We start from the raw sequence: 14418 nt of genomic DNA, 5'->3' as shown, positions 1-14418 counted from the left end.
ACGCTCGAGTTCCCCACCAGGGTGATCTCGCAGCTGCTGGGACTACCCGAGGAAGACCTGCCGTTCTTCCGCAAACAAGCGGTCGACCTGATCAGCTATCACGTCAAGTACAAGCGCGCCTTCGAGGCCTCGGCCGCACTGAAGGACTACTTCAGCGAGCAGATCGACAAACGCCGCTCGAAGCCCACCGACGACATCATCGGCGACCTGGTGTCCGCGGAGATGGACGGCGAGAAGCTCGACGACGAGGCGATCTACTCCTTCCTGCGCCTCCTGCTGCCCGCGGGTTTGGAGACCACCTACCGGTCGTCGGGCAACCTGCTGTTCCTGTTGCTCAGCCATCCCGACCAGTTCCGTGCGCTGCAGGGCGACCGCGCGCTCATCGGTCCGGCCATCGAGGAGGGGCTGCGCTTCGAAACTCCGTTGACGACGGTTCAGCGCTATACGGCTGTGGAGACCGAGCTCGAGGGTGTGACGCTGCCTGCGGGCGCGGTGATCGACGTCTGCATCGGTTCCGCGAATCGGGACGAACACCGGTGGGAGCGCTCGGAGGAGTTCGATATCACCCGTAAACGACTGCCGCACATTTCTTTTGCTGCCGGCGAGCACACCTGCCTCGGCCTGCACCTGGCCCGGATGGAGACCCGCGTCGCGATCGAGTGCCTACTCGACCGGTTGACTGACATCCAGTTCGTCACCGAGGGTAATCCGCACATCTACGGTCAGCCGTTCCGCTCTCCGACGGTGCTTCCGGTGACGTTCGCGGCGGCGGACTGATTCGCGCGGACTCTATGCTCGACTCATCCGACGAGCCAACGGGAGGGCCGACGTGATCAAGGTGATGGAGGGCGTACGGGTCCTCGAGGTTGCGCAGTTCACCTTTGTCCCGGCGGCCGGAGCCATCCTCGCCGACTGGGGTGCCGACGTCATCAAGGTGGAGCACCCGCTGCGCGGCGACACTCAGCGCGGGTTCATCAACATGGGCGGCTTCGAGCTGAACCCGCAGCGGCATCCGCTGATCGAGCACCCGAACCGCGGAAAGCGCAGCGTCGGCATCGACCTCTCCACCGAGGGCGGTCAGGAGGTGCTGTACGAGATCGCCAAGGCTTCCGATGTATTCCTCACCAACTACATGCCCCTACAGCGCCAGAAGAACAAGTTCGACGTCGAGCACATCCGCGCGGTGAACCCGAACATCATCTACGCCCGCGGAAGCGCTTACGGCGACAAAGGACCGGAGCGCGATACGGGCGGCTTCGACGGCACTGCCTTCTGGACGCGCAGCGGCGTCGGACACGCGTTGACACCCGAGGAGCTGGGAGGTGCGCTTTCCCAAGGTATTCCGGCGTTCGGTGACTCCATCGGCGGCATGAACATCGCCGGCGGAATCTCTGCGGCCCTGTTCCACCGCGAGCGCACGGGCGAGGCGGTGGAACTCGACGTGTCGCTGCTGAGCACGGCATGGTGGGCGGCAGGCGCCAGCGTGACCCAGGGTATGGAGACCGGCGAGACCATGCGCTCGCTCATGCCGGATTCCATCGGCCCCACCGTCAATCCGTTCCTCGGAAACTATCTGACGTCCGACGGCGGCACGATCAACCTGTGCATCGTCAGCCCAACCGGCTATATCCGGGACACGTTCGAACATCTCGGATTGCCGGAACTAGCCGACGACCCGCGCTTCTCCGATGTGATGCCGCTCATCGTAAACTCCGCCGAGGCAGCCGAACTCATCACCGAGGCGATCCGAAGCAAGCCCTTCGAGTACTGGCGCGAGCATTTGAAGACCATGAAAGGACAGTGGGCGCCTTTCCAGAGCCTGCTCGAGCTGGCCACCGACGAGCAGGCGGTCGCCAACGACATGATCGTCGAGGTCGAAGCGGCCGACGGCGGAGCACCGTTCAAGGTCGTCCGCGGCCCGATCCAGTTCAACCATGAACCACTCGAAACCACCCGTGCGCCACAGGCTTCCGAGCACACCGAAATCGTGCTAGCGGAGCTCGGCATGGATTGGGAGCGCATCACCGAGCTCAAGGACTCCGGCGCCATCGCCTAACTCCATCCCCTAACTCCATCTTCATCTCCATCTCCATCTCCGCGAGCGTGCGTCTGCTCCGCGAGCGTGCGTGTCTGCTCCGCGACACGCCGGGCGGCGCGGACATCTGCGCACCTTCGCCGCGTCGCGAGTGTGCGCCCGGTGTCGGCGTTGAGAGCATGCGTTCGACGCGCACCGGTACGCCGGTATGCCGGTCAGCCACACCGGCGCACAAAACGGAGATACTGTAAGAGTTACAGTTGCGATACACTCGGCCCCATGGATGACGTCGCCATCATCGGTGTTGGCCTGCACCCGTTCGGCAGGTTCGAAGGCAAGTCCGCGATGGAGATGGGTGTCGACGCGATATTGTCTGCGGTCGCCGACGCAGGAGTCGACTGGAAGGACGTTCAGTTCGCCACCGGCGGCAGCTGGACGGTTGCCAACCCGGACGCCATCGTCGGCATGGTCGGGCTCACGGGCATCCCGTTCACCAACGTCTTCAACGCCTGCGCCACCGCCGCCAGCGCCGCGAGGGCATGCGCGGACGGCATTCGACTCGGCGACTACGACATCGGGATCGCGGTCGGGCTGGACAAGCATCCGCGCGGCGCCTTCACCGAAGACCCCGCACTGGTCGGCATGCCCAGCTGGTACGCCCAGAACGGCCAATATCTCACCACCCAGTTCTTCGGCATGAAGGCCAACCGCTATCTGCACGACCATGGGATCTCACAGGCAACGCTGGCCAAGGTGGCCGCCAAGAACTTCCGCAACGGCGCGCTGAACCCGAATGCGTTTCGGCGCAAGCCCATCGCCGAGGACGACATCCTCAATTCGACAATGCTCAATTACCCCCTGACCCAGTACATGTTCTGTGCGCCCGACGAGGGAGCCGCCGCGGTGGTGATGTGCCGCGCCGCCATCGCGCACCGCTACACCTCGAAGCCGGTGTACGTGCGCGCCGTCGAGGTGCGCACCCGCAAGTACGGCGCCTACGAGGTGAACACGACGTTCGCGCCGGTCGAGGAGGACGTGGCGCCGACCGTGTACGCCGCGAAGGCCGCCTTCGAAAAGGCCGGTGTCGCACCGGATGACGTCGACGTCATCCAGCTACAGGACACCGATGCCGGCGCCGAGATCATTCACATGGCCGAGTGCGGGTTCTGCGAGCACGGTGACCAGGAGAAGCTGCTGGCCGACGGCGCAACCGAGATCGGTGGCTCGATGCCCGTCAACACCGACGGCGGCCTGATCGCCAACGGCGAGCCGATCGGTGCATCCGGCCTGCGCCAGATCCACGAACTGGTGAGGCAGTTGCGCGGCGAGGCGGGCGACCGCCAGGTGGCCGGTGCGCCGAGGGTCGGCTTCGCCCAGCTCTACGGTGCTCCCGGCACCGCGGCGGCGACGATCGTGTCGCTGTAGCTGACGCTGCGGACGCGAAAGTTCAGCCCGATCCGGACCGGCGTCACGCCGGTCGCGCCTGCTCGACATAGAACTGCGCCGCCCGCCGTATCGACTCGGCGGTCGGGCGGGGTGCCCAGCCCAGTTCGCGCGTCGCCTTGCTGTGGTCGGCGGGCGACATGATGTGCAGGAGCCGTACGCCGGTCAGGTTCATCGAAAGGTCTCGACGGAGCACCCGGCTCGCAACACCCATGATCCAGCCCACGGCGTAGAGCATCGCCAGCGGCACACCGAACCGCGGCGGTTTGGCGCCGACCGCCCACGCCGCCGTCTCGAACATCTGCCGCATGGGCATGAAGCTTTCGGAGATGATGTAGCGCTCCCCTACCCGACCGCGTTCAGCGGCGAGCAGGAACGCCTCGGCCACGTCTTCGATGCCGACGACCTCGGTGGACACATCCTTGACATAGACCGGCATCTTTCCGAGTGCGGCCATCTTCACCATCAGGCCCTGATGCGGCTGCCAGTCAAGAGGCCCATACGGGTTGGAGACGCACATGGCGACGGCCGGCAGGCCCCGGTCGCGGGCGTACTCCAGCACCATGTCCTCGGCCTGACGCCGAGAGTGGATGTAGGCGCCGCCCTTGTCCGGCCAGTTGAAAGGCATGTCCTCGGTGGCGGATTCGCCATTCTCCGCGATGGCGATGGTACCGATGGTGCTGCAGAACACGAAGCGGTCCAAGTGCGCGTCGTCGACGGCGATGTCCAGCACGCGCCGCAGGCTCTCGACATTCGTTTCGAATAACGGCGACGGGTCGCGCAGGTAGAAGCGGGTATCGACCACGCAGTAGAAGACCACGTCTCGGTCGGCCATGGCGGACCGCAGCGCGTCCTCGTCGCGGAGATCCCCGTAGCAGCGCTCGACGTCCAGGTCGTCGATCGCGACGGTATTGCTCGATTTGCGCATATATACCCGTACGTCGTCGCCGTGTTCGACGAGCTTGCGGGCCACGTGGGAGCCGACGAATCCCGTCGCCCCCATCACGAGGACCCGCCGCGGTGCACCCGATGTTGTCATGCTCCTGCTTTCTGTAGCCGGCGAGCGTGCGCAGACTTCCGAAAAAGATCGGCGTGTCGGTCGCAGACGCGCACACTCGCGGTGAGAGACCGACGCGCCCCCAACTCGCGGTGAGAGACCGAGGCGCCCCCAACTCGCGCTAAGAGGCGACCTGCGCTTTAGGCGGCGAATAGGCTTTGGGTGGCGAATAGTTGGGCTTGCCCAAGCCGAGCACGTATTGCGCGATCATGTTGCGGAACACCTCGAGCGTCCCGCCGTAAATTCCGACCAACGGCGCAAACCGGTACACGTATTCGGCGGCACCGTCATCGGCGGCGCCGTCGGTTCCGACCGGCAGTGACGACGCAGTGCCGAGGATGTCCATCAGGTCCGGTGAGATGTCACGCATCGTCTGCGCGAGCGCGACCCGCCCGAAGATGCTCGTCGCCGAAAGCGACGCTTCCATCCGAGCGATGCTGCGGCCCAGTCGATATGCCACCGAGCCGTCTTCTATCAGCCTGCGGCCGTCCGGCCCCTTCTCGGCGACCTTGGCGGCCGCCTTGTCGGCTGCGGTGGCCATGAAACCCGCCTGGTGCATCATGATCGACACGTCCTGCAAACCGTCGGCGGCGGCCTCGACGGCGCCGTGCTCGACGTTGAGCGGTTCGCGGACCACCGTCCAGCCGTCGTTCACCGCCCCCAACCGGTACTTGTCGTCGACGCGGACATCGCTGTAGTACACGATGTTCGTCCGGTCGCCGTCGACCGTGCGGATGCCCTGGATGTCGATGCCCGGCGAGTCGAGCGGGACGAGGAACATGGTGAGGCTCTTGTGTTTCGGCGCATCGGGATCGGTGTTGGTGATGAGGAAGACGTACTGGCATTTGTGCGCGCCGGTAGTGAACATCTTCGAGCCGTTTATCACCCAGGAGTCACCGTCGCGCACCGCGCGCGTCTTGCACGTGGCGACGTCGGAGCCACCCTCGGGCTCGGTGTAGCCGAGGCACAGCCGCACCTGACCGTTGAACACCCTGGGCATCACCTCCGCCTTCAATTCGGGGGAACCGAACTTCTCGACCGACCGCGCGATCATGGCGGTAGTGCCGAACGTCACCCACGGCACGTGTGCCCTGCGCTTCTCCAAGTCCCAGATGCGCTTGCGCACGCGGGTGAATCCGCCCTCGGATTCGGGCTTCCATTCGAGCGTCAGATAACCGGCTTCGCCGAGCGCCAGATGCACGCCCTCGTCGAAGTTGTCACCGGTCTCGCGGTCACGCCGGATGACGTCGTCAGTGACGAGTTCGCGCAGCAAGGTGCGGGACTCGTGAAGGAACGCCTCGTCCTCGTCGGACAACTGAACCCGTGAGAAGTCCATTACTACGCTCCTCCACTTTCGCGCGCCGCGACGATCTCGGCGATGTGTTTCGCGCTCGCACCGGGATCGCCGCCGGCCAGCGCCCAGCCCCTGGCGCGAACCAGATACGCGCTCGCTGCGGCCTCCGCGCTCACGCCGAGACCGCCCTGAACCTGCACGGCAATGGTGGCCGCCTTGGCGGCTTCCTCGGCCATGAACACGAACGCCGACGGTGCCAGCTCCGGCCGTTCGTCTGGTTCGTTGTCGAGGAACCACGCCGCGCGCCGCGCCAGGTTCCGCCCGCCCGCAACGGTGATGGCGATATTCGCGAGCGGATGCGAGATGGCCTGCAGAGTCGAGATCGGCACCCCCAGCGTGTACCGGTGCTTGGCGAACTCGGCCGCGATCGTCATGGTCTCCTCGACGAGCCCCACCAGCGCCGCAGCGGTCAGCACCCGCCATTCATCGAGTGCCCGTTGATATGCCGCCAAGGCCTGCGCTCCGCTCGCGACAACGATCCTGTTGTCGGCGGCGGCCGGATCCACCCACGCCATCGGCAGCTTGCCGATGTTGTCCACCCGGACCGGTCGCGTGCCGAACGTGAGCTGGACGATGTCCTCGCCGTCGCGCAGCAGGACTTGGTCGGCGATGGAGCCGGCCGGGATCAGCCGCGTTCCCGATGCGCTCTCATGCTGCGGATCGAGGGCGGCGAGTTGCTTGCCGGTGACGAGATCGGAGTCCGGCGCGCCCAGCCGTGCCAGCAGGCGCGTCGCAGCCACATGGTCTATCCACGGGACCGGCGCCAGCGAGCGGCCGACCTCCTCTGCCACCAGCGTCAGGTCGACGAGCGTCGCCCCGTCTCCCCCAGCGGACTCGGGCACGGCCATCGTCGTCGCACCCATCGCGCACAGTCGTTCCCACAGGCTCTTGTCGAACCCGGTTTCCTCTGCGGCGCGCACAGTTTCGATCGGAGAGTGCGTCTTGAAGAATTGCTTGTAAGCCTCCTGAATCGCCTTGTGGTCTTCGGAGAGGCTGTAGTCCAGCCTTCGCAGTTCGTATCGGTCCATCCTCAGTGCTCCCCCTGCTCCCTGCGTCCGCCGCGTTCCTGCTCTGCGAAAAAGAATTCCTTGGCGTTGTTGTACAGATAGTTGTCCAGCACGTCGGCGGGCAGGTCCAGTGCAACCGCTTCGGGCACCACGCGCCGCATCCGCAGCACCGGCCAGTCCGACGCGTAGATGACTTTGTTCTTGCCGCGGGTGCGCATGTAGTGCAGCAGGCTGTCGGGCAGGCGTTTGGGCGACCACGCCGAGGTCATCAACCGCAGGTTCTGGTACTTGATCATCAAGCGGATCGCGACGTCCCACCACGGGTCCGCGCCGTGGATCATGCACAGTTTCAGCTCGGGGAAGCGAACGCACACCCGGTCGAGGTGGATCGGATTTTGCACCTCACCCGGTATCGGCGGTCCCGGCAGGCCGGTGTTGATGCACAGCGGCAACTCCATTTCGGCGCACTTGGTGTAGAGCGGATAGTAGACCGCGTCGCTGGGTGCATACTGCCCGTCACCCCAGAAGCTCGGTCCCACAACGGCATACGCCACGGGTAGGTCTGCGACGACGGCATTGAGTTCGCGCAGCGACGGCATCGGCTTGAGCAGGTTGACGCCACCCATCGCCAGCCTGAACCGGTCGGGGCGCGACTCGACGAACTTGCGGGCGGTGACCGACGGCCTGGCGAGATTGTCCATCAGGATGGCTTTGGCCACGCCCTGCTCGTCCATCTCGTCGAGGAGTTCGGCGAGGTCGACCGGGCCGAACATCGAATCGGGACCCTTGAAGTAGTCGTCGCGCACCTTCAGCATCCAGGTCGGTTGCTGCTCCGTTTCTCCGAAATGCACGTTGACGAGGCAATCGATCGCTCTGTGTGTCATGTCAGCGCCCGCTGCGCCGCTTGGCTTTTCGCCCACCGGTAGTCTGCCTTTCCATTGCCGAGGCGGCGCACCTTCTCGACCAGGATGAACTCCTTGGGCGCCTTGAACCGGGCCAGGGTCTCGACGCACGAGGCGTGCAGTGACTCGGCATCGATAGTTGCCTCCGGATGGATCTGCACGAGGGCGACGATCTCCTCTCCCCACCGCTCGCTATCACGGCCGACCACCAACGCGTCGGCCACACCGGGGCATGCCCGCAGCACGGCCTCGACCTCCTCGACGAAGACCTTCTCACCCCCGGTGTTGACGACGAGTGAGTCGCGGCCGTACAGGCGCAGCGTGCCGTCTGCCTCGAGCGACGCCCGGTCACCCGACACCACAACGCGCTCACCGTCGATGACGGGGAAGGTCTTGCGGGTCGCGTCGGCATCGTCGAAGTAGCCCAGCGGTATCCGGCCTCTGCGCACGACCCAGCCGACCTCCGGCTCGCCGGGTGCGACGAACCTGGTCAGGTCGTCGGAGGCCACAGTCCCGCCCTCGCGCAGATCGAACGTCTCGCGGTGCGAATTCCGCTGGTTGTGACCGAACGCCATGTTCCCGGTCTCCGACGACCCGTAGCCGTTGATGATCGTCAGCTGGGGCAGCTTCTCCAGCAGGGCGCTCACATGCTTGGGATTGGTTGCTGCGCCGCCGGTTCCGATGGCGTACAGCGTCGAAAGGTTGTAGCCGGTCCGATTCAGCTCCTCGATCAGTGGGGCGGCATACGCGTCACCCACCATCGTCATCATGCCGACCTTCTCGCGTTCGGCGGTCTGCCATACCAGCGCCGGGTTGAAGTTGTTGCGGTCGTCATACAGCACGACCGGCAGTCCGGCGAGCGCGCCGGAGAACACCGTCCACAGACCCGCCGCGTGCATCAGCGGCGACACCGCGAACCACGGCGCGCCCTCGTTGCGCCGCACCTTGTCGTGGATCTCGGTCGGGGAATCATGGTCGCCGCCCACCATCGACGACACGTAGGTGTCACTCTGCCGCCACAGCACTCCTTTCGGCCGACCCGTCGTACCACCCGTGCAGTACATGATGAGATCGTCCGGGGATCCAGCGATCCTCCGGTCCGAATCACCCTGCGCGACAGCATCGTCGAGTGCGATGGCGCCCGGGATGTCGGGGCCGTCGCTGCCGTCGTCGACGGCGATCAGCAGATCGAGATTCAGCGATCCCAGCACGTCGGCGAACTTCGCCCCGAGGGCCCGGTGACAGATGACCGCCCGCGGTTTGACATAGTCGAGGAGTTCGGCGACCTCGCGCGGGGCGTAGTGGTGATTGACGTTCACCGGGACCGTCCGGGCCTTCGCGCAGCCGATCACCATCTCGGGATAGCAGTCGTTGTACATGATCAACGCGACGCGGTCCTGGCCGCACTCCCAGTTGTTAAGCCCGTCGCGCTCGCGATGTGCGCCGAAGCCCCTGTCCGCCAGGAAGTTCGCCAACTTACGCGTGCGCACCGCCATGTCGCCGTACGTGGTCACGTGGTCACCGCAGACCGTCATCGTCCGGTCTCCGATGACGTCGGCGATGGCGTCGACGACATCGCCTATGGTCCACTCGCCCAACGTCATGCTCCTCGCGTGCGCATCATGCCGGAACGTTCACACCAAGTAGGCCGAGGGCGTTGTCCCGCATCACCTTCCGGGTGTCTTCCTCGCTGAACTCCGGGAACTGTGGAATGTCGGCGGTGAACGACATCGGATCCGCGAGCCCCTCACCGTGCGGCCAGTCCGAGCCGAACAGGATCTTGTCCACGCCGATGGTCCCGGCAAGCAGCTTCACGTCATCCTCGTAGTACGGCGCGATCCACACGTTGTTTCGCAGCTGCTCGACCGGGTCTTCCTTGAAGTGGTACGGCGCGGTGTTGGCCGCCTTCTTCAACCGCTTGATCAAGCGGTACACGAAATAGGACCCGTTCTCGATGCTGGCCACCTTGAGCGTCGGGTGCCGCGTGAAGACCTGGTGGACGATCATCGAGGCCATCGAGTCGTGGATGGCACGGTCGTCGAGCAGCACCTGATCCAGCGGATCCTTCTTGCCGAACCCTTCGAACGTCGCCTTGCCGCCCCAAAGCGCCGCGATGGCGAGATAACCGCTGTCCGAAAGGTGGAAGACCACCGGAACGCCGGCTTCGGCGAGCCGGGCCCATACCGGGTCGTGCAGCGGATCACCCAGCGACCGCGGCTTGACCAGACCTGGCACCGGCGCGGGTCGCACACACACGATCTTGGCGTCCCGGCCCAGCACGAACTCGACTTCCTCGACGGCCTTTTCGGGATCGGCCAGCGAGATGATCGGCGCAGCCAGGAACCGGTGATCGGGCCGGTCGAAGCCCCAGTCCTCGTCGAGCCACTGATTGAAGGCGTGCACCGACGCCATGGTCGCCTCGATATCGTGCTTGAGGGCCTCTTCGACGCCGCACGCGAACGTCGGGAGCATGAAGGCGGTCTCGAGGCTCTGGCGGTCGAGAATCTTCACCCGGGCATCGCGGTTCTGGTATTCGGGATGATCGGCCAGGCGGTCGACCTTCATCAGCGACGCCGGGTCGACGCCCTCGGGGATCTCGCCGCGGAACAGCAGATCGAGACATCCGGGCTCGATGATGGGATCGAACGTCGGGTTCGGGATGAAGTGGTTCACGACGCCACCCATGATGGCGAAGGTGCGCTTGCCCTCGGTGAGCATCTGCACGCCGCGGCGCTTGAACTCCTTGGGCAGATGCCGGGTGAACGAGTCGGTGGGCTCGTAGTAGTGGTTGTCGACGTCGATCGCCTTGTAGTCCAGTGTCATCGCGTGACCTCCTCCAAGGGTGGAAAGTTCGGTGTGCGCTTTTCGAAGAAGGCGGTGATGCCCTCGATGAAGTCGGGACGTCGCATGGATTCGCCCATCAGCTTCTCGGCGTGGTCACTGGCCTCGAACACATTGAGCATGGTGTCTGCGTACACCTGTTGTTTGATCACCGCCAGAGAACTCGGCGCGCAGTTCGCGGCGATGTCCTCGGCGTAGGCGATCGTCCGGGGCAGCAACTCTTCCGGAGCCACGACGTCGTTGACGAGGCCGAGCGCCGCGGCCTCCTCGGCAAGGAACACGCGACCGGACAGAAGCAGGTCCATCGCCACGCCCCAGCCGACGACGCGCGGAAGTATCCAGCTGATGCCGTACTCCGCGATAAGACCACGACGCGCGAACGAGGTGGTGAATTTCGCTCCCGCGGCAGCGAACCGGACGTCGCACATCAGCGCCTGGGTCAGCCCGATGCCCGCGCACGCCCCGTTGATCGCGGCAATGACCGGCTTGCGCAGCGTCGCAACGAAATGCGGATGCCGTTCGCCGACCAAGGTGCCGACGTCGGTCTCGCCGCTGGTGTCGGCCTTCTCGATCGACGACAGATCCCCCATGTCGGCCCCTGCGCAGAACGCTCGCCCCGCGCCGGTGACGACGATCGCCCGCACGTTCGGGTCGGCTTCGGCACGGTCGAGCAGCGCGTAGAACTTCGCTGCGAGCCCGCCGCCCCAGCCGTTCATCCGCTCAGGGCGGTTCAGTGTCAGCACAGCCACGCCGCTGTCCCGAAGCTGGTAGAGCACCGGGTCGTCGGCAGCCACCCCGCGGACCTCCTCACGTGCGGTTTCGTCCTGATGTATGCGCATACTGTACACCTATCGGTAGCGCGTTCCGCAACGGGCTGCGGTCATGCAGGGGCCAGTCCGAAGCGCCGGTACGCAGCATCGACCTGCGCCTTCCCCTCGGCGGGGAACTCGGCTTGGGGCGGCCGCGAATGCGGGTAGTCGCCGATCGGCAGACCGAGCACCGACGCCGCGTATTTGAACGCCCCGCCCCAGTGCGTGAAGTAGTCCGGCCGGCCGGGATAGCACGTGAACCAGGAGGCCATATCGATACCGAACTGGTCGAGTCCGGACTTCTCGGCGTAGTCCATCGCCTCGACCAGCTTGTCGTTCCAGACCAGATCCCAGTACCCGGAGATGATCGGCTGCCGCGGAGTTTCGTACAGATAACCTGCCGTACCGAGCTGTGCTGGACCGACGATCCCCGCGCGCAGCCAGCCGGCGCGGTAGACGGTCAGGTCGCATTCCCAGATCGTCAGGTTGGCCGCGAGCTCGTGCAGCAGCCTGCTGCTCGCGGGCCGGAACGCGCCCTCTTTCGTCGCGCAGACGGCCGGGATCTCGGCATAGATCCGCGCACTCTCCGCCGGCGTCAGCACGTAGCCCGACGACGGCGAGTTGAACATGCCCAGTGCGATGTCGGTGCGATCGGCGATGTAGCGGAAGAAGTTCAGCACCCCTTGCCCGCCGTGGGCCTCCATCTTCGGCGTCTGGATGTAGACGATGTCGGCCCCGGCCTCCTGGGCGTGTCGCGTCAGCTCGAGACAGTCCTTGGCGGCCGTGGTCGCGGTGCAGGCCTGCACCACGACGTCGGGGTTGGCCCGTCGGCCCTCCTCGATCGCGATCTCCAACAGGCGTTTTCGCTCATCGATCGTCAGCGACCAGAATTCCGCGATGCCGCTGGTGCACCACAGCATCGGGTGTTTCAACTCGCCGACGCAGTACCGCACCAACGTCCGGTAGGCGTCCCAGTCGATGTCGTCGCCGTCCGTTCCGGAGAACGGGGTGTAGAGGCTGTTGCCGATTCCGCGCAACGCGGAATGTGCCCACTCGCGGGCCTCGCGTGCTGTTGCCATGCCGCCCCCTTTATCTCATTGCCGCGCTCCTCAACGCGGCTCGTCCCTCGCCGCTTGGTCGTCGCGCGGCGCTAGGTGAAGTCGCTGCCGCCGTCGACGTTGGTGTTGGCGCCTGTCATGTAGGAGTTGCGCCGCGACACCAGAAACGCGACGACGGGCCCGATCTCGTCGGGCCTTCCGGCGCGCGGCAGATGCGCGGGATGCCCGAAATGTTTGTCGATGCCTGCCATCACGGCGTACGGGTCGCTGCCGTCGATGCCGACCGAATCGGCCCAACCCGCCGGCGACTCCGACAGGATGCTGCCCGGCGAGATCACGTTCACCGTGATCTCGTCGGGGGCCAGCGCCAGCGACAGGTTCTTGGAGATGCTGGTGACCATCGCCTTGGCCGCGGTGTAGGCGGGCAGGATGACGCTCTGGCGCTGCGTCGAGTGCGCCGAGAAGTTCACGATCCGCGCCCACTCCGCCTTGCGCAGCAGCGGTAAGGCGGACCGGACGCAGTGCACCATGCCCATCACGCCTTTGTCGACGGCCTGCCGCCACTGGTCGTCGGCGAGGTCCTCGAAGGCTCCCACCGCGCCGGGACCAGCCACGTTGACGAGAATGTTGAGCTCGCCCTGCCACCGGTGGCTCACCTCGTCGAAAACCCGTTGCGCCGCTTCGGCATCGGTGACATCGGCCACCAATCCGAGCGCATCAGGGCTGCCGCGGCTCGCCAGGTCCTCGGCCGCCTCATCGAGGACCGACCGCGTTCGCCCGACGATCGCAACGCGCGCCCCGTCGTCGGCCAGACAGCGTGCGGCGGCCAGCCCCATACCGCGGCCGCCGCCGACGACTACGGCGGTGGCGTTCGAGAGCCCGAGATCCATCGCGCCGCCGCCTTCAGGTACCGGTCCAGTTCGGCACACGCTTCTCGGCGAAGGCGATCGCGCCCGCCTTGACGTCGTTGGAGGTGAAGACCGTGATGACGAGAACGCGTCCGCGGCGCTCGCGTAGGAACTCTTCCGACACACGTAGCCCTTCGCCGCTGAAGCACGATTTGCTGGAAAAGCTTACTATAGGCCTTACAGTAGAAGAACGAAACGGTGCCGCCCCCGGCGGGTACATTCGCTTCGGCCATTTATTTTGACGGAGGTGCCCTGCGTGGCAAAGCAAGTAACCGCGGAAAAGCGTCCGCGGCGCGAACGCGGTTCCATCAATCCTGATGACATCATCAAGGGCGCGTTCGAGCTCGCCGAGGACGTCGGCATCGACAACCTCAGCATGCCGCTTCTGGGCAAGCACCTCGGCGTCGGCGTGACAAGCATCTACTGGTACTTCCGCAAGAAGGACGACCTGCTCAACGCGATGACCGACCGCGCGTTGCGGCAATACGTCTTCGCCACCCCCTATGTGGAGGCGAAGGACTGGCGCGAGACGCTACGCAACCATGCGCGGACGATGCGAAAGACGTTCCTCGGCAATCCGATTCTGTGCGACCTGATTCTCATCCGATCCGCGCTGAGCCCGCGAGCGGCGAAGCTCGGGGTCGTCGCCGTCGAGAAGGCCATCGAAAACCTCGCCGAGGCCGGGCTGTCTGCCGAGGATGCCTTCGACACGTACTCCGCCGTTTCTGTGCATGTGCGTGGCTCCGTTGTGCTGCAGCGGCTCTACGACAAGAACAGAGCCGCCGACGGCGGCCCGGGCGACTTCGAGGAGACGATGGTCGTCGATCCGCAGACCGCGCCGCTGCTCGCGCAGGCGACGGCGAAGGGCCACCGCATCGGGGCGGCGGACGATTTCAACTTCGACTACGGCCTCGAGTGCATCCTCGACCACGCCGAGCGACTGATCGAGACGTCGAAGAAGAAAAAGTAGTGATTTCGGCGCGGAAACGTGCGCTCAGCGTGGG

13 protein-coding genes and 1 pseudogene are annotated in these 14418 nt (G+C 65.4%); 4 read left to right on the top strand and 10 right to left on the bottom strand.

Annotation, left to right across the window (positions count from 1 at the left end; translation table 11 throughout):
- The 3 genes from QOC76_RS27470 to QOC76_RS27460 form a co-directional block, all read left to right on the top strand.
- Positions 1-777 (top strand): cytochrome P450 (locus QOC76_RS27470; RefSeq protein WP_526362453.1); only part of this gene is annotated, 777 nt, incomplete at its 5' end.
- 64 nt (positions 778-841) lie between these two features.
- On the top strand, positions 842-2056 hold the full coding sequence (locus tag QOC76_RS27465) for a CaiB/BaiF CoA transferase family protein (RefSeq protein ID WP_526362461.1): 1215 nt from the start codon (positions 842-844) through the stop codon (positions 2054-2056).
- Positions 2057-2314: 258 nt separating this feature from the next.
- Positions 2315-3460, top strand: a complete 1146-nt coding sequence (locus tag QOC76_RS27460; RefSeq protein WP_526362451.1) for a thiolase family protein — start codon at positions 2315-2317, stop codon at positions 3458-3460.
- A gap of 43 nt (positions 3461-3503) precedes the next feature.
- On the opposite strand, the gene QOC76_RS27455 is transcribed toward QOC76_RS27460, so the two are convergent.
- The 10 genes and pseudogenes from QOC76_RS27455 to QOC76_RS27410 form a co-directional block, all read right to left on the bottom strand.
- A complete protein-coding gene (locus tag QOC76_RS27455; RefSeq protein WP_526362449.1) occupies positions 3504-4517 on the bottom strand; it encodes an NAD-dependent epimerase/dehydratase family protein in 1014 nt (337 codons plus the stop codon).
- A 139-nt stretch (positions 4518-4656) separates the two neighbouring features.
- Complete coding sequence (locus tag QOC76_RS27450) at positions 4657-5871, bottom strand: acyl-CoA dehydrogenase family protein (protein ID WP_526362447.1); 1215 nt, start codon at positions 5869-5871, stop codon at positions 4657-4659.
- Positions 5872-5873: 2 nt separating this feature from the next.
- Positions 5874-6917: an acyl-CoA dehydrogenase family protein gene (locus tag QOC76_RS27445; protein WP_526362445.1), complete on the bottom strand. Its 1044-nt coding sequence runs from the start codon at positions 6915-6917 to the stop codon at positions 5874-5876.
- 2 nt (positions 6918-6919) lie between these two features.
- Positions 6920-7780, bottom strand: coding sequence for an amidohydrolase family protein (locus QOC76_RS27440; protein WP_526362443.1), 861 nt, complete (start codon positions 7778-7780; stop codon positions 6920-6922).
- Entirely contained in the window at positions 7777-9396 is a 1620-nt protein-coding gene (locus QOC76_RS27435) for an AMP-binding protein (RefSeq protein WP_526362441.1), read from the bottom strand. The genes QOC76_RS27440 and QOC76_RS27435 overlap by 4 nt, the downstream gene beginning before the upstream one ends.
- 22 nt (positions 9397-9418) lie before the next feature.
- Positions 9419-10621 (bottom strand): amidohydrolase family protein, encoded by a 1203-nt coding sequence (locus QOC76_RS27430; RefSeq protein ID WP_526362439.1) that lies wholly within the window; start codon positions 10619-10621, stop codon positions 9419-9421.
- Entirely contained in the window at positions 10618-11478 is an 861-nt protein-coding gene (locus tag QOC76_RS27425) for an enoyl-CoA hydratase (RefSeq protein ID WP_526362437.1), read from the bottom strand. Before QOC76_RS27425 ends, QOC76_RS27430 begins: the two co-directional genes overlap by 4 nt.
- A 41-nt stretch (positions 11479-11519) precedes the next feature.
- Positions 11520-12527, bottom strand: coding sequence for a dihydrodipicolinate synthase family protein (locus QOC76_RS27420; protein WP_526362435.1), 1008 nt, complete (start codon positions 12525-12527; stop codon positions 11520-11522).
- A 71-nt stretch (positions 12528-12598) separates the two neighbouring features.
- Positions 12599-13396: an SDR family NAD(P)-dependent oxidoreductase gene (locus QOC76_RS27415; RefSeq protein WP_526362433.1), complete on the bottom strand. Its 798-nt coding sequence runs from the start codon at positions 13394-13396 to the stop codon at positions 12599-12601.
- Positions 13397-13409: 13 nt separating this feature from the next.
- A pseudogene (locus tag QOC76_RS27410) lies at positions 13410-13496 on the bottom strand (crotonase/enoyl-CoA hydratase family protein); the annotation flags it as partial.
- A 174-nt stretch (positions 13497-13670) separates the two neighbouring features.
- Here QOC76_RS27410 and QOC76_RS27405 point away from each other — a divergent pair.
- Positions 13671-14384, top strand: coding sequence for a TetR/AcrR family transcriptional regulator (locus QOC76_RS27405; RefSeq protein ID WP_526362431.1), 714 nt, complete (start codon positions 13671-13673; stop codon positions 14382-14384).
- Positions 14385-14418: the final 34 nt, after the last annotated feature.

Origin of the sequence: Mycobacterium sp., from assembly GCF_032159565.1 — a bacterium.
Classification (GTDB): Bacteria; Actinomycetota; Actinomycetes; order Mycobacteriales; family Mycobacteriaceae; genus Mycobacterium.
Note: the sequence above shows the minus strand (reverse complement) of the source record. Positions and strands in the feature narration are given on the sequence as shown.